The 21,192-nt window shown below is 28.4% G+C and carries 38 protein-coding genes; 33 read left to right on the forward strand and 5 right to left on the reverse strand.

Translation table 11 applies throughout. The features are described 5' to 3' along the window. Positions 1-182: 182 nt before the first annotated feature. The 3 genes from VJI94_RS07220 to VJI94_RS07230 form a co-directional block, all read right to left on the reverse strand. A complete protein-coding gene (locus VJI94_RS07220; protein WP_324008850.1) occupies positions 183-1,223 on the reverse strand; it encodes a site-specific integrase in 1,041 nt (346 codons plus the stop codon). Positions 1,224-1,406: 183 nt separating this feature from the next. Then, complete coding sequence (locus VJI94_RS07225; protein WP_324008851.1) at positions 1,407-2,366, reverse strand: exonuclease domain-containing protein; 960 nt, start codon at positions 2,364-2,366, stop codon at positions 1,407-1,409. Positions 2,367-2,386: 20 nt separating this feature from the next. Beyond that, on the reverse strand, positions 2,387-3,082 hold the full coding sequence (locus VJI94_RS07230) for a LexA family transcriptional regulator (protein ID WP_324008852.1): 696 nt from the start codon (positions 3,080-3,082) through the stop codon (positions 2,387-2,389). A gap of 150 nt (positions 3,083-3,232) precedes the next feature. On the opposite strand from VJI94_RS07230, the gene VJI94_RS07235 reads away from it, so the two are divergent. After that, positions 3,233-3,433, forward strand: a complete 201-nt coding sequence (locus VJI94_RS07235; RefSeq protein WP_324008853.1) for a helix-turn-helix transcriptional regulator — start codon at positions 3,233-3,235, stop codon at positions 3,431-3,433. Between the two features lie 203 nt (positions 3,434-3,636). Here the strand turns inward: VJI94_RS07235 and VJI94_RS07240 are convergent, their stop codons facing one another. After that, positions 3,637-3,807, reverse strand: coding sequence for a YjzC family protein (locus VJI94_RS07240; protein ID WP_324008854.1), 171 nt, complete (start codon positions 3,805-3,807; stop codon positions 3,637-3,639). A 66-nt stretch (positions 3,808-3,873) separates the two neighbouring features. Between VJI94_RS07240 and VJI94_RS07245 the strand changes: the two genes are divergently transcribed. After that, positions 3,874-4,065 carry a hypothetical protein gene (locus tag VJI94_RS07245; protein ID WP_324008855.1) on the forward strand — a complete coding sequence of 64 codons (192 nt, stop codon included), beginning with the start codon at positions 3,874-3,876 and terminating at the stop codon, positions 4,063-4,065. A gap of 15 nt (positions 4,066-4,080) precedes the next feature. On the opposite strand, the gene VJI94_RS07250 is transcribed toward VJI94_RS07245, so the two are convergent. Then, positions 4,081-4,278: a hypothetical protein gene (locus tag VJI94_RS07250; protein ID WP_324008856.1), complete on the reverse strand. Its 198-nt coding sequence runs from the start codon at positions 4,276-4,278 to the stop codon at positions 4,081-4,083. A gap of 68 nt (positions 4,279-4,346) precedes the next feature. On the opposite strand from VJI94_RS07250, the gene VJI94_RS07255 reads away from it, so the two are divergent. From VJI94_RS07255 to VJI94_RS07405, 31 genes are all read left to right on the forward strand, one after another. Continuing rightward, positions 4,347-4,556, forward strand: coding sequence for a hypothetical protein (locus tag VJI94_RS07255; protein ID WP_004832598.1), 210 nt, complete (start codon positions 4,347-4,349; stop codon positions 4,554-4,556). Continuing rightward, positions 4,546-4,731, forward strand: a complete 186-nt coding sequence (locus tag VJI94_RS07260) for a hypothetical protein (protein ID WP_324008857.1) — start codon at positions 4,546-4,548, stop codon at positions 4,729-4,731. The genes VJI94_RS07255 and VJI94_RS07260 overlap by 11 nt, the downstream gene beginning before the upstream one ends. Positions 4,732-4,734: 3 nt before the next feature. Next, positions 4,735-4,923 (forward strand): hypothetical protein, encoded by a 189-nt coding sequence (locus tag VJI94_RS07265; protein ID WP_118059302.1) that lies wholly within the window; start codon positions 4,735-4,737, stop codon positions 4,921-4,923. Continuing rightward, entirely contained in the window at positions 4,923-5,201 is a 279-nt protein-coding gene (locus VJI94_RS07270) for a hypothetical protein (protein ID WP_118059303.1), read from the forward strand. The genes VJI94_RS07265 and VJI94_RS07270 overlap by 1 nt, the downstream gene beginning before the upstream one ends. Beyond that, a complete protein-coding gene (locus VJI94_RS07275; RefSeq protein WP_324008858.1) occupies positions 5,185-5,427 on the forward strand; it encodes a hypothetical protein in 243 nt (80 codons plus the stop codon). The genes VJI94_RS07270 and VJI94_RS07275 overlap by 17 nt, the downstream gene beginning before the upstream one ends. Before the next feature lie 37 nt (positions 5,428-5,464). Further along, positions 5,465-5,887 carry a single-stranded DNA-binding protein gene (locus VJI94_RS07280; RefSeq protein ID WP_324008859.1) on the forward strand — a complete coding sequence of 141 codons (423 nt, stop codon included), beginning with the start codon at positions 5,465-5,467 and terminating at the stop codon, positions 5,885-5,887. Between the two features lie 8 nt (positions 5,888-5,895). After that, the gene (locus VJI94_RS07285; RefSeq protein WP_324008860.1) at positions 5,896-6,774 is read left to right on the forward strand and encodes an N-6 DNA methylase; all 879 of its coding nucleotides are present in this window, start codon (positions 5,896-5,898) and stop codon (positions 6,772-6,774) included. Between the two features lie 10 nt (positions 6,775-6,784). Then, complete coding sequence (locus VJI94_RS07290; RefSeq protein ID WP_324008861.1) at positions 6,785-7,099, forward strand: hypothetical protein; 315 nt, start codon at positions 6,785-6,787, stop codon at positions 7,097-7,099. 15 nt (positions 7,100-7,114) lie between these two features. Continuing rightward, positions 7,115-7,525: a hypothetical protein gene (locus VJI94_RS07295; protein ID WP_324008862.1), complete on the forward strand. Its 411-nt coding sequence runs from the start codon at positions 7,115-7,117 to the stop codon at positions 7,523-7,525. 228 nt (positions 7,526-7,753) lie between these two features. Then, complete coding sequence (locus VJI94_RS07300; RefSeq protein ID WP_324008863.1) at positions 7,754-8,584, forward strand: hypothetical protein; 831 nt, start codon at positions 7,754-7,756, stop codon at positions 8,582-8,584. Further along, positions 8,581-8,811 (forward strand): hypothetical protein, encoded by a 231-nt coding sequence (locus VJI94_RS07305; protein ID WP_324008864.1) that lies wholly within the window; start codon positions 8,581-8,583, stop codon positions 8,809-8,811. The genes VJI94_RS07300 and VJI94_RS07305 overlap by 4 nt, the downstream gene beginning before the upstream one ends. Beyond that, complete coding sequence (locus tag VJI94_RS07310; RefSeq protein WP_324008865.1) at positions 8,811-8,996, forward strand: hypothetical protein; 186 nt, start codon at positions 8,811-8,813, stop codon at positions 8,994-8,996. The genes VJI94_RS07305 and VJI94_RS07310 overlap by 1 nt, the downstream gene beginning before the upstream one ends. A 2-nt stretch (positions 8,997-8,998) precedes the next feature. After that, complete coding sequence (locus VJI94_RS07315; protein WP_324008866.1) at positions 8,999-9,541, forward strand: Holliday junction resolvase RecU; 543 nt, start codon at positions 8,999-9,001, stop codon at positions 9,539-9,541. A gap of 2 nt (positions 9,542-9,543) precedes the next feature. Then, positions 9,544-9,978 (forward strand): hypothetical protein, encoded by a 435-nt coding sequence (locus VJI94_RS07320; protein WP_324008867.1) that lies wholly within the window; start codon positions 9,544-9,546, stop codon positions 9,976-9,978. Positions 9,979-9,981: 3 nt separating this feature from the next. Beyond that, positions 9,982-10,422 (forward strand): hypothetical protein, encoded by a 441-nt coding sequence (locus VJI94_RS07325; protein WP_324008868.1) that lies wholly within the window; start codon positions 9,982-9,984, stop codon positions 10,420-10,422. 218 nt (positions 10,423-10,640) lie between these two features. After that, positions 10,641-10,982, forward strand: a complete 342-nt coding sequence (locus VJI94_RS07330) for an HNH endonuclease (RefSeq protein WP_314558714.1) — start codon at positions 10,641-10,643, stop codon at positions 10,980-10,982. Positions 10,983-11,073: 91 nt separating this feature from the next. Next, positions 11,074-12,309, forward strand: a complete 1,236-nt coding sequence (locus VJI94_RS07335; RefSeq protein ID WP_324008869.1) for a hypothetical protein — start codon at positions 11,074-11,076, stop codon at positions 12,307-12,309. After that, a complete protein-coding gene (locus tag VJI94_RS07340; protein ID WP_324008870.1) occupies positions 12,302-13,339 on the forward strand; it encodes a hypothetical protein in 1,038 nt (345 codons plus the stop codon). Before VJI94_RS07335 ends, VJI94_RS07340 begins: the two co-directional genes overlap by 8 nt. Next, complete coding sequence (locus VJI94_RS07345; RefSeq protein ID WP_314558722.1) at positions 13,329-13,544, forward strand: hypothetical protein; 216 nt, start codon at positions 13,329-13,331, stop codon at positions 13,542-13,544. Before VJI94_RS07340 ends, VJI94_RS07345 begins: the two co-directional genes overlap by 11 nt. 47 nt (positions 13,545-13,591) lie before the next feature. Next, positions 13,592-15,022, forward strand: coding sequence for a terminase (locus VJI94_RS07350; protein WP_324008871.1), 1,431 nt, complete (start codon positions 13,592-13,594; stop codon positions 15,020-15,022). Positions 15,023-15,113: 91 nt separating this feature from the next. After that, the gene (locus VJI94_RS07355) at positions 15,114-15,581 is read left to right on the forward strand and encodes a capsid assembly scaffolding protein Gp46 family protein (RefSeq protein ID WP_324008872.1); all 468 of its coding nucleotides are present in this window, start codon (positions 15,114-15,116) and stop codon (positions 15,579-15,581) included. Positions 15,582-15,585: 4 nt separating this feature from the next. Further along, the gene (locus VJI94_RS07360) at positions 15,586-16,470 is read left to right on the forward strand and encodes a phage major capsid protein (RefSeq protein WP_324008873.1); all 885 of its coding nucleotides are present in this window, start codon (positions 15,586-15,588) and stop codon (positions 16,468-16,470) included. Between the two features lies 1 nt (position 16,471). Beyond that, entirely contained in the window at positions 16,472-16,660 is a 189-nt protein-coding gene (locus VJI94_RS07365) for a hypothetical protein (RefSeq protein ID WP_324008874.1), read from the forward strand. 9 nt (positions 16,661-16,669) lie between these two features. Further along, complete coding sequence (locus VJI94_RS07370; protein ID WP_324008875.1) at positions 16,670-17,062, forward strand: phage Gp19/Gp15/Gp42 family protein; 393 nt, start codon at positions 16,670-16,672, stop codon at positions 17,060-17,062. Further along, positions 17,049-17,387, forward strand: a complete 339-nt coding sequence (locus tag VJI94_RS07375; protein WP_324008876.1) for a hypothetical protein — start codon at positions 17,049-17,051, stop codon at positions 17,385-17,387. The genes VJI94_RS07370 and VJI94_RS07375 overlap by 14 nt, the downstream gene beginning before the upstream one ends. Next, complete coding sequence (locus VJI94_RS07380) at positions 17,380-17,613, forward strand: hypothetical protein (protein ID WP_324008877.1); 234 nt, start codon at positions 17,380-17,382, stop codon at positions 17,611-17,613. Before VJI94_RS07375 ends, VJI94_RS07380 begins: the two co-directional genes overlap by 8 nt. 1 nt (position 17,614) lies before the next feature. After that, a complete protein-coding gene (locus VJI94_RS07385) occupies positions 17,615-17,950 on the forward strand; it encodes a hypothetical protein (protein WP_324008878.1) in 336 nt (111 codons plus the stop codon). Between the two features lie 14 nt (positions 17,951-17,964). Then, complete coding sequence (locus VJI94_RS07390) at positions 17,965-18,519, forward strand: phage tail protein (RefSeq protein ID WP_324008879.1); 555 nt, start codon at positions 17,965-17,967, stop codon at positions 18,517-18,519. Between the two features lie 2 nt (positions 18,520-18,521). Beyond that, positions 18,522-18,782 (forward strand): hypothetical protein, encoded by a 261-nt coding sequence (locus VJI94_RS07395; protein ID WP_324008880.1) that lies wholly within the window; start codon positions 18,522-18,524, stop codon positions 18,780-18,782. 101 nt (positions 18,783-18,883) lie between these two features. Continuing rightward, entirely contained in the window at positions 18,884-19,180 is a 297-nt protein-coding gene (locus VJI94_RS07400; RefSeq protein WP_324008881.1) for a DUF5361 domain-containing protein, read from the forward strand. Further along, entirely contained in the window at positions 19,173-21,188 is a 2,016-nt protein-coding gene (locus VJI94_RS07405) for a hypothetical protein (RefSeq protein WP_324008882.1), read from the forward strand. Before VJI94_RS07400 ends, VJI94_RS07405 begins: the two co-directional genes overlap by 8 nt. Positions 21,189-21,192: the final 4 nt, after the last annotated feature.

Below are 21,192 nucleotides of genomic sequence, written 5' to 3' on the forward strand. Positions count from 1 at the left end.
ATTCTCAAAGAGATAAGACAAAGAAATTCGAAGTGTTGGAAAATACGTATTTTCCAACACTTTTTTATTGCTTAAATTGTTTTAAAAAGCTAAAAAATGTATAAAAACTTATTAATAGCATACAAGTAGCATACAGGTAGCATACAAAATTACAATAAAAAATAGAGTGATAACTCACTCTATCAAGGTAATAGTTCTATTGTTTTTTGTAACTGTTCTAATGTTTCATGTGTATAAAATTTATCTGTAGTATCAGTTACTGCATGTCCTAATATTCTTCTTCTAAAAAGTTCATCAGCATTATATTTTTTTAAAAGTGTAGCTGTTGTATGTCTTGTTTCGTGTGGGGAATGTTCCATTTTAAATTCTTTCATCCATCTTTCCCAAAATTCTCTTTTGAAATTAGAATATTGGAATTTTCTATCAAATTTATTTACAATTAGATATTTATTATTCTCATCATATCTGTTTTCAATAAAAGGTAAAATTCTATGATGAATTGGTACAATTCTATCAATACCTGCTTCTGTTTTCATTCCACCTTTAATATACATTTCTTTAAGATTTACATTTTCAGTTTCAATATTTAATAATTCCGAAATTCTAAATCCAGTATAAATCAAAATTAAAGCTATATCCAAGTTTAACTTGTCATTTACATTGTCCCATAAAATTTCAATTTCATTTTCAGAAAAAGGAATTTTTTTTCTAGCTTTATGATCGTTTGTTACTTTTACAAGTTCATTAAATTTATCTCTAATATTTAAGTTTTTAAATCTAGCAAAATCATATAATTGATTGAATAAAGTCTTGATTTTCTTTTTTGTGGGATAACCTGCAGGGCAATTATCAATAATTTCTTGAAGATGTGTTGCTCTTAAATCCAAAAAAGGCTTTTCTTGAAATTTTTTACAATGAGAAAATGCTGCTTTATATGAAATCATATTTTTAGTAATTTCAACATTTATTTCTTTTTTAAATTTTTGATTATACCATAAATCAAATAATTGCCTTAGGGTAATATTTGATTTTTCTAAATCATAAGGATTAGCATTATAGTTTGCAAGTGCAATCATAGCATCTTTTTTTGTAGGATGATAAGAAATGTAACGTCTAATTTGTTTACCATTATCATCAAATCCATCTGTTACTACAATTGCAAATGGATTACGTCTTTTCCCTGAAAGTTTAATAATAGAACCATATCCATTTGGATTTTTCACAATTACAATACCCCCTTTATAGATACTAAAAAAGACCCTAAAGGGGCCTTTTACACTTAGTAGCAATCCTATAAGATTGCTGGAACATCTAATTTTAATGGAAGATGCCAAATACATCTTCGGATAACTAAATTATACCCCTTTTTTATATATTAATCAAATATTTTTGTTTACTATTAAAGATTATAAATTATCTTCTATATAATCATAAAAAGTATCTTCAATCAGTATTTTTATATCAAAGCCTTTTAAAATTAATTCTTCTGCTTTTTTATGTTTGTTACTTTTTCCATCAACTAAAGTTTTGCAGAGGTCATTATTGCCTAAAACTAAAAAATCAATATCTTTTGTAACACTATCTTTTACAATTCCGCCTAAATTTACAACAATTTGACTTGCTTCTTTTCGAAGAAATCTTTCTAATTTTCCTGTAAATACAATTTTTTTATCATATAAGGGGTTTGATGTATCAAAATCAACCACTTGTGATTGTAATGTTTTCAAAAATTCTTTAAAACTATTTTCTTTGTTATAAGTTCGTTTATACTTATAATTTCTATCAAATAATTTTTTAAAATTATCAAAATTTTGGTATTTATCATTTATTTCATTTAAACAATAGTTATAAACATCAATACATAATGAGCAATCAGCTAATGCTCTATGTTTTTGCTTTTCAAAAGAAAGATATTCTGATATAGTTTCTAGTTTGTGATTTGGTAAATTTGGGAATAACTTTCTTGAAAATCTTAACAAATCAATAAAATCATTTTTTAAGTACATATCTTTGTATAATAGAATATTATCATATAAAAAATTTACATCAAAACTAATATTATATCCTAAAAATGGATAATCTTGAATAAAATTAATAAAAGAATCAAGAACTTCATAAATCTTTGGAGAATTAACAACCATTTTATCTGTAATTCCTGTTAAAAAAGAAGACATTCCAATAGGACATTCAGGATTAATTAAAGTTGAAAATATCTCAACTGGTATGCAGTCAATTACTTTTATTGCAGATATTTCTATAATTTTATCAAAATTAGGATTGAATCCGGTAGTTTCAATATCTAAAACTATAAAATCTGTTGGATTTAAAATTAAAGATTTACCTTTATATACTCTTTCTATACTCATTTTCATATCTCCTCAAAATATTATAGAGAAACTCCATAAAATACAACTTTTCCAATAATTTTTGGAACTTCCATTCCGTTTTCCATATCTTCAAATGTATAAATATTATCTTTATGGGAATTGTTTGTACTATGTGGTCTAAAAATTACACAGTCATTTTTTTTAATAAATTCTTTAATACTCCAACAATCTTCAAATGAATACATAACAATATCTCCATTTTGGACATTTTCAAATGGGAGTAATTTTTTTATTAAAATAATACTGCCTTCTGGTATTATTTTATCCATACTATCTCCACGAGATCTTATTGCTACAAGATTGGAGTTGTTGGCGTATTTACCTAGTATATTATTAGAAATACTAGCTTCTTCTATTTCAATATCTGAACATTCAGGAATCAAAGGACTACTACAATTAACACATACATTATCGAAATATGTTAAAGTAGTACAAGGAATATCTTCTAGTTTTTCAGTTATATTTTCTTCTTTAGGATTTAATATAGGTCTTTTAATGTCACTTCTTCCCTTTAAGTAATCTAAATTTACATTAAAATAGTCTGCAATTAATTCAAATGTATCTATGTCGGGTGTTCTTTTTCCATTTTCATACATAGATATAGATGAAGGAGACAGATTCAATTTTAAAGAAAGTTCTTTTTGTTTTAAATTTTGTTCTTCTCTCAATTTTTTTAAAATATCTTTAAATTGCATAAAATCAACTCCTTTACAACATATTATCACAAAACGTGAAATAAATCAATAATTATTAAAAAAATATTTACAAAAAGTGTTGACACAATTTACTAAGTGTGTTATCATATAATTACACAGTTAGTAAATTTAATTAAGAAAGGAGAAAATATGAAAGAGTTTTCTGAAAAACTAAAAATGTTAAGACTAAAAAAGGGATTAACACAAGAAGAATTAGCAAAAGAAATTGGAGTTGGAGTTTCAGCTATTTCAATGTATGAGCAAGGAAATAGAATTCCAAGAGATGAAATAAAAATTAGATTGGCTAAATTTTTTGAAGAATCAGTAGAATATATTTTTTTTGCAAATTAAAAACACATTTAGTAAATTTATTGGCATTTTAAAAAGAAAGGAGAAAGAGATGTTAAAACATTATATTACAAAATATGAAGAAGAAAACAAAAGGTATGCTGAAAGTTGGTTACAGATAAATATTTTTGGAAGATGCTATTGTTTTTGGAGAAAAAGAATTGAGATTTAAAAAAGCCACTGTAAAAGAACAGTAGCTTTAAGGGTTATTTTTTAACCCAACCATTACCAGGTTTTTGAGTTGGAGGCAATCTATCGCCTTGATCTATTTTTACAACTCTTGGGTCTTTAACTTTTCCGCCTTGAGGACCAACTTCGACATAAGTTCCTTTAGGTTTGTTATCAGTACCTGGTTTAATAGGTTTTTTATTAGCCACAATTACACCCCCTTTCTAACTAGATTATAACACAAAGGGGGAGAAACAAAAAGAAAGGAGAAAAAGATGGAAGAAAACAAAAAAATGAAAGAGTATGAATTTGTTGAAGCAAATAAGTGGGCTATAAATTTTTTTAAATATTTAGAAAAAATTAACAATGAATTTCCAGAAGAAATATTAACACCTTATGGTAGAGGAATTGTAAAGGGTATAAATTTGCTTTTTAAAGAACAAGAAAATGAAAAAGAGGAACAATAAGTTCCCTTAAAAAGATTAATAAAAAGCTTTTTGAAAATTTTCACTGTTTTTTTGGTCAATTTCAGAAAGTTTAATATCAAACTGATTAGAAATTTTTTTATAAATTTCAAAAAACTTATCTACAAATTCAGTTTCATTAATTCCTTGAGCAAGATTATTTTGCTGAATGTAGATATTTGTTAGATTAATTAAATCAATATCACTTAGTTTCATAATAACACCCCCCTTCTAACTAGATTATAACACAAAAGGGGAGAAACAAAAAGAAAGGAGAAATACTTATGAAAGAAAATAGAATTTCAATTCAAGAAGCAGCAGAAATGATGGGAGTTACTCTCACATTTTTGAGAGAGGGGATTGCAAGAGGAAAGTTTTCTTTTGGTATTTCAATGACATTGAAAGAGAAAGGAAAGCGAAGAACATTTTATATAAACAAGAAACAATTCTATGAATATTTAGGTCTTAAAGAAGAGGTTGAATATGAACAATAAAGAATCTATTGCAGAAACAAACGAGTTAAAACTTGTAAGAACGAAGATAGGATATAGATTTGTTTATGAGATTTTAACAAAAAGAAAAGATGGCGAAGGATTGTCATGTTTTGTGAGTAGAGATGAAGAAGAGGCAAGAAAAATGTATGAAAAGTTGAAGAGGGAAATGAAGTAAGTTATGAGTAGTGCAGAAGAGTTAAGAGAAGAGCTAAAAGAGTTTCAAAAAACTTTTGATAAACTCACAAAGGAGTTCAACGATATATTTTATAAATTTATAGACTTCTCATATAAAGCAAAGCAACAGATGAATGAAATGCAAAAGAAACTTAATAGATTAGAAGAGATAGAAAGAAAGAGGAAGAGATAATGTCTGAAACAAAAACATTGAAACAGTTAGGTTGGAAGATATACAAGAAGAGACAAAATCAAATAATTTATCAAAAATATAGTAGTGAAAATCTTCTAATAATTAGAAAGAGTGAAAAATATATAGAACTAAAAAATATTCATTCTCTAACTTTTGAAGAGTTCGAAGCAATAAAACTTGCATATAAAGAATTCACTTATGGAGAATTTGTAAAGAAAGAAATAAAGAAAAATAGAAAAGAAATAGAGGAGATGAAAAGAGATGGTAAAAAGTTATGATGATTTTAGTGCTTCAACTAAATTAGAAAGTTTTGTTGATTATAGCAAAATTAAAGAAAGTACAATAAGCAAAATATCAAATTTAACAGAAAAAGAGACTATAGAAGACACAGAAGATATAGAAGATAAAGAAAATGAGATATTTTTCAAAGGTTGTATGTATGGAATGTTAGTTGCATTTGCAATAATGCTTTTTATTATGAATTTTATAAAAGAAATGATCTAATAAAATTTTAAAAAAGTTTAAAAAGGAAGAGGTAGTTATGAATAGTGTAAATTTAATTGGAAGATTAGTTAAAGACCCGGAACTAAGATACATAAGTGGTACAGACAGTGTTTACTGCAGATTCACTCTTGCTGTAGATAAAGGACTATCAAAAGAAAAGAAACAAGAGTTAGAAGCAAAAGGACAGCAAACAGCAGATTTTATAAATATAGTTGTTTGGGGGAAACAAGCAGAAAACTGTCAAAAATATTTACAAAAAGGAAGAAATGTAGCAATTCAAGGAAGATTACAATCAGGAAGTTATACTACACAAGACGGAACAAGAAGATTTGTTACAGAAGTATGTGCAGAAAGAGTACAGTTTATAGACTGGGGAGACGGCAAAGAAAAAGCAGCAGATCCTTTTGATAACTTTGATTTAGGATTTGAAGAGGCAAAGGATGAAGAAATTCCATTTTAGGAGTAGAAATGAAAGAGTTTAACAATAGAGACATTGCTGACAAGTTTGCAGAATACATAACAGGTCAAGAACTTAGAAAGTATCTAGCAGAAAAAGTAAAAAAGTATGTTGGAGAAGATATTACAGTTTTTGATGGAGCAGTTGGAAGCGGTCAGCTAGAACAACATATAAAACCTAAATGGATATATGGAGTAGAAATTCAAAAAAATGCTTGTGATGTTTTTAAAGAAAATTACCCGGATTCAGATATTTCAAATGTAAGTTTCTTTAATTATGAAAGCGACGTTAAAGCAGATTGTATAGTTATGAATTATCCTTTTTCTTTAAAGTTTAAAGAGTTAAGCGAGGAAGAGCAAAAGAATATTCAAAAAGATTTTTCTTTTAAAAAGTCAGGAGTAGTTGATGATATTTTCATTTTAAAATCTTTGAAATATAGTAAGAGATTTGGATTTTATATTTGTTTTCCAGGTATTGCTTATAGAAAGATGGAAAAAGATTTTAGAAATTATTTAAAAAATACAGTTAAAGAATTAAACATTATTGAAAATGCTTTTGAAGATACTTCAATACTCGTTTTATTTTTGATTATTGATAAAGAAAAGACGGATGTTGAAGTCATAAAAGAAATTTATGATTGTAAAACTAAAAGCACCATACACAGTGAACTCTGCAAAGATGTAGAAGATAGGTGGAGAATACCTGTAAAAATTGAAGAAAAAGAAGAGGTTGATATTGAAGCACTTGAAAGAGAGATAGCAATTTCAAAAAAGAGGATAAGAAAGCTAGAAGATGAAATTGATAGATTTATAGAAGAAGAAATAAAATCATTTTTATCCGGGACAAAAAGAGCAGATAAAGATGAAAAACAATTAAGTATTTTTGATTAGGAGTAAAATTATGATAATAATTTCAGAAGATGAAAGGAATATAATCTTTTTAGAAAGAGAAAAAATAAGAAATATAAATATTCATTCTAGTAAGAAAAAAATAATGGCATCATATTTTGATCCAGTAAGTAGAGATATTATTTTAGGAGAATATGATAGTTTTAAAAAATGTGAAAGAGCATTTGGACTATTAATTGTTGCATTAGAAAATCAAAAGGATTTTTTTAGAATGATTAAAAATGATGATAATATTTTAAATACACAATTATTTCAAAATGGTAAATCAAAAAGGACACATTATGAAATGATAGGAAAAACAAAATAAGAAAGGAGAAACAGAATGAACCCAACGGCAGCAAAGAAATTAATGATAGCAGAAAGTAGTGTTTTTTATAATGGTGTTGAATATGATAAAATTCAATCCCTTATTTTCAAAAAAACAGAAAACGGAATTAAAGCATGTGCAGAATTATTAGACAAAAATAAAAATTCATTAACAATAGCTTTTTTGAAAGATATAAAAACAGAAGAAACAGAAGATAAAGAAAAAATTAATATAGATGATTTATATTTTAGTGGATTACAAAGTGAATTTAAAAGAAATTCTTTACTTTGTATAAATAGTCTTGGAATTTCTAATTATAAATTAGCACTAACAGAAATAAGAGCAATAATTAGTGTTATATCAGATTTAGAAGAGGCATTAGAGCAAAAAGTAGGTTCTAAAGATGGAGAGGAAGAAGCAAAATAAAAAAGCACTTTTTCAAGTGCTTTTAAGTGGTATATCTTATCAAACCTTTAAAAGAAATGATAAGATAAAACATTTCTAATCAATGTTATTATACCACAATTTATTGGAAAATGCAAGAAAAAGAGGGGAAAATAATACCTCTTTTGTGAGCTTGTAAGGGGTATTATCTTTTCGACCATAAAACAAAATTTATAGAAAAGAAAAATATAAAAAAATAATGGTGGTATTATGAATAATATTTTAGGATTCAATTTTGTAAGAGAGAAAAAAATATTCTGTGGAGAAAAATATCTTGAAGTAGATATTTATCCTATGACTGTATCAAGAAAAAGAAAAGGGAAGAGATCTAAGAAAGAAAAAGAGAGTCTGCAGAAGCAAAAAAACTTAAATGATAAAAATGCAAAACGAAGATTTGTTCAAATTGCAGAAAGCAATTTTGGAGAGGGAGATTTGATTTTGCACTTAACATATAATGACGATATGCTGCCTAAGTCTTTAGAAGAACTTGAAAGAAATATACAAAACTTTTTAAGAAGATTAAAGAGGTTAAGAAAAAAGTTAGGATTAGAAGACTTAAAGTATTTGCTTGTTACTTCATATACAACAGAAGAGCAAGAAGAATATGTTGAAGAGGTAAGACCTCATCATCATTTAATTGTAAATGGAAACATTTCAAGAGACTTAGTAGAAGATTTATGGAGAGCTAAAAGAGAGAAAGGAGAAAAGAAAGGAAAAAGGTTCGGATATGCAAATGCTCAAAGAGTTCAGTATGATTATGTTGAGGGAATAACAAGAGTTAGTCAATACATAGTTAGAAACCTTACTCAAAAAAGAAAGTGGACTTGTAGTCAAAATTTAACAAGACCGGAAAGCAGAACAAATGATTACAAATACACTAAAAGAAAAGTTGAAAAGATTGTAAGGAGGGGATTAGATAAAAAGTTTTGGGAAAAGCAATATCCTGATTGGGAAATTAGAGACGTAATAAATGGATATGAAGCTGTTTACAATGAAATAACAGGATGGAGTATCTATTTAAAGTTAAGGAGAAAAGAATGAATATAAAGTTAGATAAAGATATTGATTGGAAATGTGATATTAAAGGAAGTTTAAAAGACAAAATAAAATTCAAAAATGGAAAAATAGAACTCGGAGAAAATTGGCAAAAAACAGAAAATAAATACAAAGAATTTTATGAGTACATCAAACAATTGGTTAAGAACGGAAACTTGGAAGAAAAAATTGTTAGAAGAAAATTTGAAGAAATTGAAAAGGAGATAAATTAATGGCAGTAGATGGATCTATGTTAAATAAATATGTTGGGAAGAAAATAAAAATCTTTTTTACAAATGATGAAAGTGCTTTAAAAGGCACACTCACAAAAGATGGTAAAGAATTCATTTTGAAAAATGCACAAGAAAACACTAAATTAACTATATCAAAAATTAGTGCGATAAAAGAAGAGGTTTAAAGATGATAGATGAAAAAAAGAAATTTCAAAGTTTAAAGAATAATGCACAAGGACATTTCTTTGAAAAAGAAATAGAAAGAGCTTGTAATTACTATCGTGAAAAAAACATTGCAAACATACATAAAGTACCAGAACCTTTTAGAGTTTTAAAAAAATTGCCTGGTGGAAAATTTCAAGGTCAATTTTTGAGAAAAGCAGAACCTGATTTCAAAGGTTGCTTTATGAATGGGCAATGTATAGTTTTTGAGTGTAAATATACAAGTCAATCAAAAATTCAAAGAAGTATATTATCAGAAAATCAAAATGCAGAACTTGAAAGAAACCATAACTTAAACTGTATAACTGCTGTTTGCATTTGCTTTGCAGAGGGACTTACAGAAAGATATTTCTTTGTTCCTTTTGAGGTATGGTTGAATATGGGAAAGTACTTTGGAAAGAAGAGTGTAACTGCAGATGATTTAAAAAGTTTTGAAATTTTTTATAAACATAGTATAGGAATTGACTTTTTAAAAAATATAAAAATAAAAATTGAAAAAGGAGAATAAAAATGAAACTAGTATATATAATCACAATACTTTTTATAGCAAGTTTTATAATAGCAGGAATTAATTTATGGGGAATTAGGTGTAAAGATTTAGAATTAGGAAAAGAAACTATTTCAAGAAAAATTTGGGAAAGTAAATTCAATAATTTAGAAAAGGAATTTATAAAAAGGGATTCAGAAAGAAAAGAAGTAATTGAAAATCTACAAAAAGAGAATCGAAGTTTGAGAGAAGAATTATATAAAGCAAAACACTCAAAATATTCACACAGAGTTATTTTTAAAAACGGAATTAATGATGAATATATTGATGAAGAACATTTTGATTATATTGATGCAATAATAGAAGTGAATAAAGATAATAAAAGCTATATAAATATAAATAACAATCTCTTCAAAATTACGGACATTGATTGTGTGATTAAATTAAACAAGGAGTAAGATATGAATAAAGATATATTTGTTGCTGCATTTGAAAAGAAGTTATATCACTATTCACACAAAGAAGAAACATTACAAAATATTAGTGAAAGATTAGAGTATATAGAATCTGAATTAACAAATGTTGGAAGTTCAAATCCAACATCATATAGTAGTGGAAGTTCAGATTATAATGTTGTAGAAAATAAAAGATTGAATTTACTAAGTGAACAAATAGCTCTTTCGCAACAATTAAAAAAAGTTGAATATGAATATTTAGAAATTAAAAAAGGTTTGAGTTATTTAAGCAAAGAAGAATTAGAACTAATAGATTTAAAATATTTTAAAAAGTGGGATGTAGAAAAAATAGAAAAACATAAATTCATTTCAAGAAGTGTGATTTATGATAAACTAAATAAAGCTCTATTAAAAATGACTGAAAGATTAGTTGGAAATAGGAGATGAAGTTCGGACAAAGTCCGTACACTATTAGGGAAAATACATGTTATAATTATATTATAAAATATTGTAAAATATAAATTAGAGATGTGTTCATGAGAACCTCCTTTCATATATTTATAGCAAGAAGAGAGTAATGTTTAGTTATTCTCTTTTTGTTTTATAAAAGTTAAATATATTTTATACCTACCCCCTAAATTTTATAGAAAGGTTGAAATCAAAAAATGAAAATTATCCGACCTGATAAAATGCCAGGACACCGTGCAGCTTATGAAAAGAATAGAAAGAAGATACTATCTACACAAAACATTTGTGGTATTTGTGGGAAGGAAATAGATATGACTTTAAAGACTCCAAATCCATTAGCACCTTGTGTAGATCATATAATTCCAGTTGCAAAAGGTGGACATCCAAGCGACATTAATAACTTACAACTAGCACATTGGCAATGTAACAGGCAAAAAAGTGATAAGTTATTTTTGAATATAGAAAAGAAAAAAACAATAGAAATTGGAAACAGAAATTTACCACAGTCAAATGACTGGATAAACTACAAAGAAAAGTGAGACAAGGGGGGCATACCACCCCCTCTCTCGGCCGCTAGCCATTCACACTGGCGACTGTACAAATTTTCTCACGCGAAAAAAGGAGATTATAATGGAAAATTATAAAGGGATTGACTATTTAAGAAATAAGTTAAATCAACTGAAACAAAGAGTTTCGTTAAGGTATGATTATTACACTATGAAACATAAAATTTCTCAAAAAGGTATAACAATTCCGCCCGAAATTAGACAAAAATATGAATCAACTTTGGGTTGGTGTAGCAAAGCTGTTGATAATTTAGCAGATAGATTAAGTTTTAAAGAATTTGGTGATGACTATTTTGGAATTAATGAAATTTTCAAAATGAATAATCCTGATGTATTCTTTGATAGTGCGATTTTAAGTGCGTTAATTGCTTCCTGTTGCTTTATCTACATTTCACAAGGAGATGATGAAATTCCAAGATTGCAAGTTATCGAAGGAGACCAAGCTACAGGAATTATAGATCCTATTACAAATTTATTGACAGAAGGTTATGCTATTTTAAATAAAGATGATAATGGAAATGCTATTTTAGAAGCTTATTTTATTCCGGGTAGAACGGATTATTATGTAGAAGGTAAATATGCTTATAGCTATCAAAATAAAGCACCTTATGCACTTTTAGTGCCAATTATTTACAGACCGGATGCGAAAAGACCTTTTGGGCATAGCAGAATTACTAGAGCATGTATGTATTATCAAAGTTTTGCAAATAGAACATTTGAAAGAGCGGATATTACGGCAGAATTTTATTCTTTCCCTCAAAAATATGTAGTGGGATTGAGTAATGATGCTGAACCAATGGATAGTTGGAAAGCTACAATTTCAAGTATGTTACAGTTTACAAAAGATGAACAAGGAGACAGCCCAAAGCTAGGGCAATTTACAACACCAAGTATGTCTCCATTTACAGAACAATTAAGAACTGCTGCAGCGGGATTCGCAGGAGAAACAGGACTAACTTTAGATGATTTAGGATTTGTAAGTGATAATCCTAGTTCAAGTGAAGCTATAAAAGCAAGCCATGAAACGTTGAGAATGTATGCAAGAAAAGCTCAGAAGACATTTGGAAGCGGATTTTTAAATGTTGGATATCTAGCTTGTTGTTTAAGAGATGATTTTACATATAGGAGAAATCATTTCTATAATTTGAAACCAAAATGGCAACCAGTATTTGAACCGGATTCTGCAACATTATCAAGCATTGGAGATGGTGCAATAAAGATAAATCAAGCAATACCCGGATTTTTTGATGGCAGAACATTATCTGACTTAACAGGAATTGAAGGGGCAAACAATGAATAATATTTATAATATTGATGAAATTATAGAAAACATAATAAATCATTTTGATGAAGGATGGAAGCAGAGTAAAGAGATAAAAAAAGCTCTTGAAGTTCTTAAAAAAAACAAAGCAACTTTTAAAAATGCAAATGATTTAGCGACAGAAGTTGGAAACATTTTGTCTGATGTTTTTAAAGATACTATAAAATCAGATATGTTATACAACAAAAAAATGTATCAAGAAATGGCGGAAAAGCTTGTAAATTCAAGTTTTAAAAAGGCTCATGAAGTCATTACAGAATATTCAACTAATGTTATGAAAAATTTGAATAAAACATCAAAAATAAGTGGTAAAATAATTACCCCAAATTTTAACCAGGATAGAGCAGATGGAATTATTGCTAGGTTAGTTAGAGATGATTATGATAAAATAAAATGGATATTAGATGAACCTGTAAAAACATTTTGTCAAAGTGTTGTTGATGATACTATAAAAGAAAATGTAAAATATCATGCGGAATTAGGTCTTAGACCTGTAGTAAGAAGAATATCAAGCGGAAAATGTTGCAAGTGGTGTGATAAGATATCAGGAAAATATAATTATCCTGATGTTCCAAAGGATGTTTATAGGAGACATAACCGTTGTAATTGCATTGTTGAATATTTTCCAGGAGACGGAAAGAAACAAGATGTATGGTCGAAAAAAATAACATTTGTAAATAAACCTAAAAAAATAGATAATAATATTAAAATAGAAAAAAGAAGAGACGTTGAAAAACCTTCTTTAAGAATAAATTTGCGATTGTTTTCTGAAAAAGACATCAAAAAACAAACAATATCTCAATTAGAAAAGGGTATAAAGAATTTAGAAAAGCAAGTTGAAGAACATAAAGAAAAAATAAAAAATCCTGAAAAATTTTATTCAGACTGGAATGAGGTTTCAATAGAAATTAAAAGAGGAAGAATAAAACACTGGAAAAAAGAAATATCAAATTTTGAAAAGTCTATTTATGAAAGAAAGAAAGAGATAAGGAGGAAAAATGAAAAATAATGATATAAGTTGGCAATTCAGTGAAGATACTTTGATAAGTATAATTGAAAGAATTGTTCAGAGAAAAACAGAATTAGACAAGGAATTAAATACAAAAACAGATTATAATATAGGTCTTTTAGATGGTTATGCACAATGTATAGATATGATAAAAAATGATTTAGAAGGCAGAGGGTTTAATATTGAAGATTTTGGTATCAAATAATTAAATAGCAAAAATGCAACTGTAAAATCTTTATAGTTGCTTTTTTATTGTTAAAAAAAGGATATAATAGATTGGCTAAGAAAAAAATAGGAAATCAAAAACCCACACAGTCTCTAATTTTATCAACAAAAAATAGCGATTACAAAAAAGCTATTGAACTTTATGAGAGAAGCGGAAGGAAATCTCAAAAATGGCAAAATAACTTATTAAAAGCAATTTTAGCAAAGAACAAAAAAGGTCTTTGGGTTCATACTAAATTTGGTTATTCTGTACCTCGTAGAAATGGAAAAAATGAAATTATAGCAATGAGAGAATTATATGGACTCAATGAAGGGGAACATATAAATCACACTGCTCACAGAACTACAACTTCCCATGCAGCTTGGGAGAGATTACTTAGAATAATATCTCAAGCAGGATTTAAAGAAGATATTGACTATACAAGTTTAAGGGCATCTGGTAGAGAAAGAATTGAATTTTTAAAAACAGGAGGAGTAATTGAATTTAGAACAAGAACTTCGACTGGAGGACTTGGAGAAGGTTTTGACCTTTTAGTAATTGATGAAGCTCAAGAATATACTGATGACCAACAAAGTGCTTTAAAATATGTTGTATCAGACAGCAAAAATCCACAAACAATACTTTGTGGGACACCACCAACTCCCGTTAGTTCCGGAACAGTTTTTACTAATTTAAGAAAAAAAGCTTTAAATGGAGAGACTAAAAACACAGGTTGGGCGGAATGGTCTGTTGAAGAACAGTCTGATCTTTATAATAAAGAATTATGGTATTTAACGAATCCAAGCTTAGGAACAATTCTAACGGAAAGATCTATAGAAGATGAAATTGGAGATGATGAGATTGACTTTAACATACAAAGATTAGGACTTTGGATAAGATATAATCAAAAGTCTGCAATTTCAAAAGTTGATTGGGATAATTTAATTATTAACAAAATTCCTAAATTTAAAGGAAAATTATTTGTAGGAATAAAATATGGAGCGGATGGAACAAATGTTTCAATGAGTATCGCAGTTAAAACCGAAGATGAAAGAATTTTTATAGAAAGCATTGATTGTCAAACAGTTAGAAATGGAAATTTTTGGATAATAAACTTTTTAAAAAATGCAGATATTGCAGATATTGTTGTTGATGGGCAATCAGGTCAGAAGATACTTGCAGATGAAATGAAAGAGTTTAAAATAAAAGCACCAATTTTACCAACGGTTAAAGAAGTAATTGTGGCAAATTCTATGTGGGAACAAGGAATATATCAAAATAGTATTTGTCATAACAATCAACCATCATTAACAAAAGTTGTAACTAATTGCGAAAAAAGATTAATTGGAAGCGGAGGGGGATTTGGATATAAATCACAATTTGAAGATAATGATATTTCTTTGATGGATAGTGCATTATTAGCACATTGGATATGCAGTATATCAAAACCTGCTAAAAAGCAAAAAATAAGATATTAAAATTAAATATTTGATTATTAAAGACACTTTTTAAAGTGTCTTTTTTAATATAAAAATACAGAATCAAACTGGACAAATAGGAGGAAAAAGAATGAGTGAATTTAAAGCAATCACTACACAAGAAGAGTTTGACGAAGCTATAAAAGAAAGACTTGCTAGGCAAAAAGAATCTATTTTAAAGCAGTTTACTGATTATAGCGAAGTTAAAAACAAAAATGTTGATTTAGAAAAAGAATTGACAGAACTTAAGAAAAGTTTAGAAAGTTCAACATCAAGTAAAACAGAACTTGAAAAGCAAATTGAAGAACTGACAGGAAAAGTCAAAGCACATGATTTATCATCTTTAAAAATAAAGTATGCTCTTGAAAACGGCATACCTTATAATTTAGCCGGCAGAATTTCAGGAGATGATGAGGATAGTATAAAGGCAGATGCACAAAGTTTATCAGACTTTTTCAAATCACAAACACCGCCACCACCTTTAAAAAGTACAGAGACAAATACAAAAGGAGAAGATGTGGCATACCAAAATATATTAAAAGGATTAAAAGGAGAATAAAATTATGGCAGTATTATCAAAGGGTACATTGTTTGACCCGGAATTAGTAACAGATTTAATTAACAAAGTAAAAGGCAAATCATCACTTGCAGTTTTATCAAAACAAGTACCAGTATCTTTCAATGGAAATAAAATATTTACTTTCACTCTTGATAAAGATGTAGATGTTGTTGCAGAAAACGGAAAAAAATCAGAAGGTGGAGTATCTGTTGAACCTGTTAAAATTATACCAATTAAAATTGAGTATGGTGCGAGGGTTTCAGATGAATTTATATATGCGGCGGATGAAGAAAAAATCAGTATTTTAAAAGCATTTAATGAAGGCTTTGCGAAGAAGGTTGCTAGAGGTATTGACCTTATGGCTTTTCATGGACTTAATCCACGAACAAAACAAGCTTCAGATGTTATTTCAACAAATCATTTTGATAGTTTAGTTACTCAAACTGTAACATTCGATAAAGCACAAATTGAAGAAAATATTGAAACTGCAGTTGCTATGATTCAAGGAGCAAATGGAGAAGTGTCAGGGGTTGCAATGTCTCCTATTTTTTCACAAGAACTAGCAAAATTAAAAGTTAATGGAGTTAAACAATATCCTGAACTTGCTTGGGGAGCTAATCCGGGAACTATAAATGGATTACCTGCTGATATAAACACAACAATATCAGAAGGAGACCAAGTAAAAGATAGGTCTATTATAGGGGACTTTGCTAATATGTTTAAATGGGGTTATGCAAAAGAAATTCCACTTCAAGTCATAGAATATGGAGATCCTGACAACTCTGGAAAAGACTTAAAAGGATATAATCAAGTTTATTTAAGAGCAGAGGCTTTCATAGGATGGGGAATATTAGATGCAAAATCTTTTGTAAGAATTGTGGAGGCTTAATATGAAATATAAAAATGTTATAACAGGGGCTATCATTGATAGTCCTTGTCTGATTTCTAGCGAAGACTGGGAAAAAGTAATTGAAAATATTGCAAATGAAAGCGAAGAAATAGAAGAAGCAGAAGAAATAGAAGAAACTACAGAAGATACAGAAGAACCCAAAAAAGGAAAAAAATCAAATAAAAAGTAGGTGGCAAAAATGAGTAATTTTGCAACTATTGAAGATGTAATATCACTTTTTAGAGAATTGCAACCAGATGAGGTAAAGAAAGCAGAAGCATTATTACCAATAGTTTCTGATAGTCTAAGATTTGAAGCAAAAAAAGTGAGAAAAGACCTAGATGAATTACAAAAAGATTCTGTTTTTAAAAGTGTATTAAAATCTGTAACAGTTGATATTGTTGCAAGAACATTAATGACTTCTACAAATTCAGAACCAATGATACAGAGTTCTGAAAGTGCATTAGGTTACTCTGTAAGTGGAACTTTTTTAAATCCAGGTGGAGGACTTTTTATTAAAAAAAGTGAACTTTCAAGATTAGGACTAAAAAGGCAAAAAATAGGAGTGATTGAACTTTATGGCAAGAATTAAAGGAATTACAATTACGTTAATTAACAAAATAAAAGTAGGAGAAGATGCATTTGGAAATTCAATTTTTGCAGATAAAGAAATAAAAGTTGATAATGTGCTTATAGGTCAGCCAACTACAGAAGATATAACAAACTCTTTAAGTTTATATGGAAAAAAAATAGAATATACTCTTGCAATCCCAAAGGGAGATGAAAATATTTGGGAAAATCAAGAAGTTATATTTTTTAATAAGAAATATAAAGTTTTTGGGGGAGTTATAGAAGGAATAGAAGAAATGATTCCGTTAAGTTGGCATAAGAAAGTTATGGTGGAACGATATGCTTAAAAATTTTAAGATTAATAGGCAAGGAGTTAGTGAACTTATGAAGTCAACTCCAATGCAATCAGTATTAAGTGAAAAAGCAAAAGCAATTGCTGCAAGGTGTGGTTCCGGATATGAAACAGACATATACATTGGAAAAACAAGAGCAAATGCTTCTGTTGGAGCGAAGACAAAAAAAGCAAAAAGAGACAACTTTAAGAATAACACATTATTAAAAGCGGTTAGATAATATGATTGAAATAGTAATAAGAGAATTTTTAAAAAATAATTTAAAAGTTGACGTTTTTTTAGAACATCAAGAAAATGAGACTGAAAGTTTTGTAATTTTTGAAAAAACTTCAAGTTCAAAAGCTAATCATTTAAAATCAACAACTTTCGCTTTTCAAAGTTATGCAAAAAGTTTATATAAAGCTTGTGAACTAAATGAAAAGTTAAAAGAAGCAGTTGAAAAAATGATAAATTTAGATGATATAGTATCTGTAAAACTGAATAGTGATTATAACTTTACAGATGAAGAAACTAAAAGATACAGATATCAAGCTGTATTTGAAATCAAACATTATTAAAAAAGGAGAAAAAAATGGCAGATACAAAAAACGTAAGTTATGGGAAACCTAAAATAGGTGGAGCAATAAGTGTTGCACCACTTGGAACAGTATTACCAACAGATGCAAAAACTGCACTTAATGAGGCTTTTAAAAATTTAGGTTATATTTCAGAAGATGGGTTAAATAATGAAAATAGTCCAGAATCTGAAAAAATTAAGGCTTGGGGTGGAGAGGTAGTTTTAGCAACTCAAACAGAAAAACCAGATACATTTACTTATAAATTGATTGAGGCACTAAACACAGATGTTTTAAAAGAAATATATGGAGACAAAAATGTAACTGGCACTTTAGAAACAGGAATTACTGTTGAAGCAACAAGTGATCCTGCAGAACCACATGTCATAGTTATAGAAATGATATTAAAAGGTGGAATAATAAAAAGAATTGTAATTCCAAACGGAGTAATTACTGAAATCGGAGAAATAAATTATACTGACGAAGATGCAATAGGTTATGAAGTAACAATTGAAGCACTTCCAACTAATGGAAATAAAACTCATACTGAATATATCGTAAAAGGAGAATAACAATGATTAAGGGAATTACTAAATCTGGTTTTAAATTTGAAATTTCAGACAAAGCTTTAGATGACTTTGAACTATTAGAGTTAATGGTGGATGTGGACTCTAATCCTCTTTTAGTTCCTAAAGTTTTTGAAAAACTTTTAGGAAGAAAACAAAAAGAAAACTTAATAGAATTTTTAAAGAAAAAAGATGGATATGCTTCTACTGAAAAGATGAGTAAAATTTTAGAAGAAATTTTAAAAAGCAATCAAAAAGTAAAAAACTAGTATTCCTTGCTGGAGTTATAAAAGAAAATGAGGATTTAATAATTTGCGATCTTGCTGAAACATATAACATAATAGACTACAAGAAATTGCCACTATCAACAGTGGCAATTTTAGTTTATGGACTTCGCGACAATTCAAGATTAAAAATGAAAATTCTTAATTCAAAAATGGAAATTAAAGACTATTTATTAGCAGGAATTTTCGATAGATTAACTCTTTTAGTGTATGCAAATACAAAAGATGCACAAAAAGGAAGAAATAAACCTAAAATGTTATTAGATACAATTGAAAAATCTAAAGACAATGTAAGTAGTTTTAATTCCAGTGAGGAGTTTGAAAAAGCAAAAGCAAAAATATTAAAAAATATAAAAGAAAAGGAGAGTGATAATAATGAGTGATATTGGTAAAGCCTACGTCCAAATTGTTCCGTCTGCAAAAGGGCTTGAAGGAGCAATTAGTGGACAATTAGACGGAGAAGCTTCTAAAGCTGGACAAAGTGCAGGTTCAAGTATAGTTTCTACGTTGAAAAAAGTCTTTATTGCAGCAGGAATTGGAAAAGCTCTATTATCAACTCTTACAGAAGGTGGAAAACTTCAACAATCTTTGGGAGGTATTGAAACGCTTTTCAAAGATAATGCAGATAGAGTAAAAGGCTATGCAAAAGAAGCTTATAGATCAACTGGATTATCTGCTAATGCTTATATGGAAAATGTAACAGGTTTTTCAGCTAGTCTTTTACAATCTCTAGGTGGAGATACAAAAAAGGCTGCAGAAACTGCAAATATGGCTATGATAGATATGGCAGACAACAGCAACAAGATGGGGACATCAATGGAAGCTATTCAAAATGCTTATCAAGGTTTCGCTAAACAAAATTATACAATGCTCGATAATTTAAAACTTGGTTATGGTGGAACTAAGAAAGAAATGGAAAGACTTCTTAAAGATGCTCAAAAGATAACTGGTGTTAAATATGATATAAATAACTTAAATGATGTTTATTCTGCAATTCATGTAATTCAGGGCGAATTAGACATCACAGGAACAACTGCAAAAGAAGCATCAACAACTCTTACAGGTTCTTTTAATGCTATGAAAGCATCATTCCAAGACGTTTTAGGAGCATTAGCACTTGGAGAGGGACTTGAACCTGCTCTTCAAGGATTGGCAGGAACCGTAAGTACTTTCTTGTTCGGCAATTTAATACCTATGATTGGAAATATTTTAGCACAACTTCCAGGAATGTTAATAACTTTTGTACAAATAGCATTACCACAATTTGTTCAAATGGGAACAGATATGATAAATTCATTAGCAAGTGGTTTTGACTTTGGAATGGATGGTTTTTGGGCTAATTTTAGTGAAATGATAAATGTATTTTTAACAGATTATTTACCACAGTTTTTAGAAACCGGTGTAAGTCTTATAACAGAACTTACAAATGGACTTATAAGTGCTTTGCCAAATGTTATAACCGGAATGGGAGAAATACTTGATACAATGCTTGTGATTTGTTTTGATGCACTTCCAAAGATATTACAAGCAGGGTATGATATAATAAAAAATTTAGCGATGGGAATTTGGAATAACCTTCCGGCTATAACAAAGAGCATAGTAGATGTTCTTGATAAACTTTTAAGAACAATACTTGATAATTTGCCCCAATTTTTAGAAAAAGGGATTGAATTAATTGGAAGAATGGCTATGGGTATTTGGAATAATCTTCCACAGATTATTTCAACTCTAACTAATTTACTAATAGCTTTAATTAGAAAAATAGGAGAATATTTGCCCCAATTTCTACAAAAAGGGGTAGAGTTAATTGGTAAAATGCTTGCGGGGATAATTAGAAAAGCTCCAGAAGTTATTGCAAAAATACCTTCAATAATTTTAGAAATATTATCATCAATAAGAAGTTTTATATCTGAGTTTGTATCTATGGGGGGTCAACTTCTAATGGGTCTTGCGAGAGGTATTGCAGGAGCTGTTAAAAATGTAATATCTTCTGCAATAGATGCTTGTAAAAGTGTTGTAAACAAAGTTAAAAGTTTCTTTGGTATTCACTCTCCATCAAGAGTTTTTGCAGAAATAGGAGAATTTTTAAACTTAGGACTTGCTGAAGGTATAGAAGACAATATTAAACCTGTTCAAAGTGCAATGGAAGAAGTAGCAAAAGAAACTCAAAGAAGTTTCACAAGTGAATTGAATCACAATATAATTAGCACAAACCCACAATCAATGTTTGAAAAAACAAACGGAGAAAATGCTTTAATAACAAATTCAGATAGAGACAATAAAACTCCTATTGAATTAATATTGCATCTAGGAAACAATGTTTTTAAAACTTTTGTTGAAGATATAACAAAAGTTCAAGACGAAAAAATCGAACTTAATTTAGCATATTAGGAGG

It is taken from the genome of Parvimonas sp. D9 (assembly GCF_035282565.1).
GTDB lineage: Bacteria > Bacillota > Clostridia > Tissierellales > Peptoniphilaceae > Parvimonas > Parvimonas micra.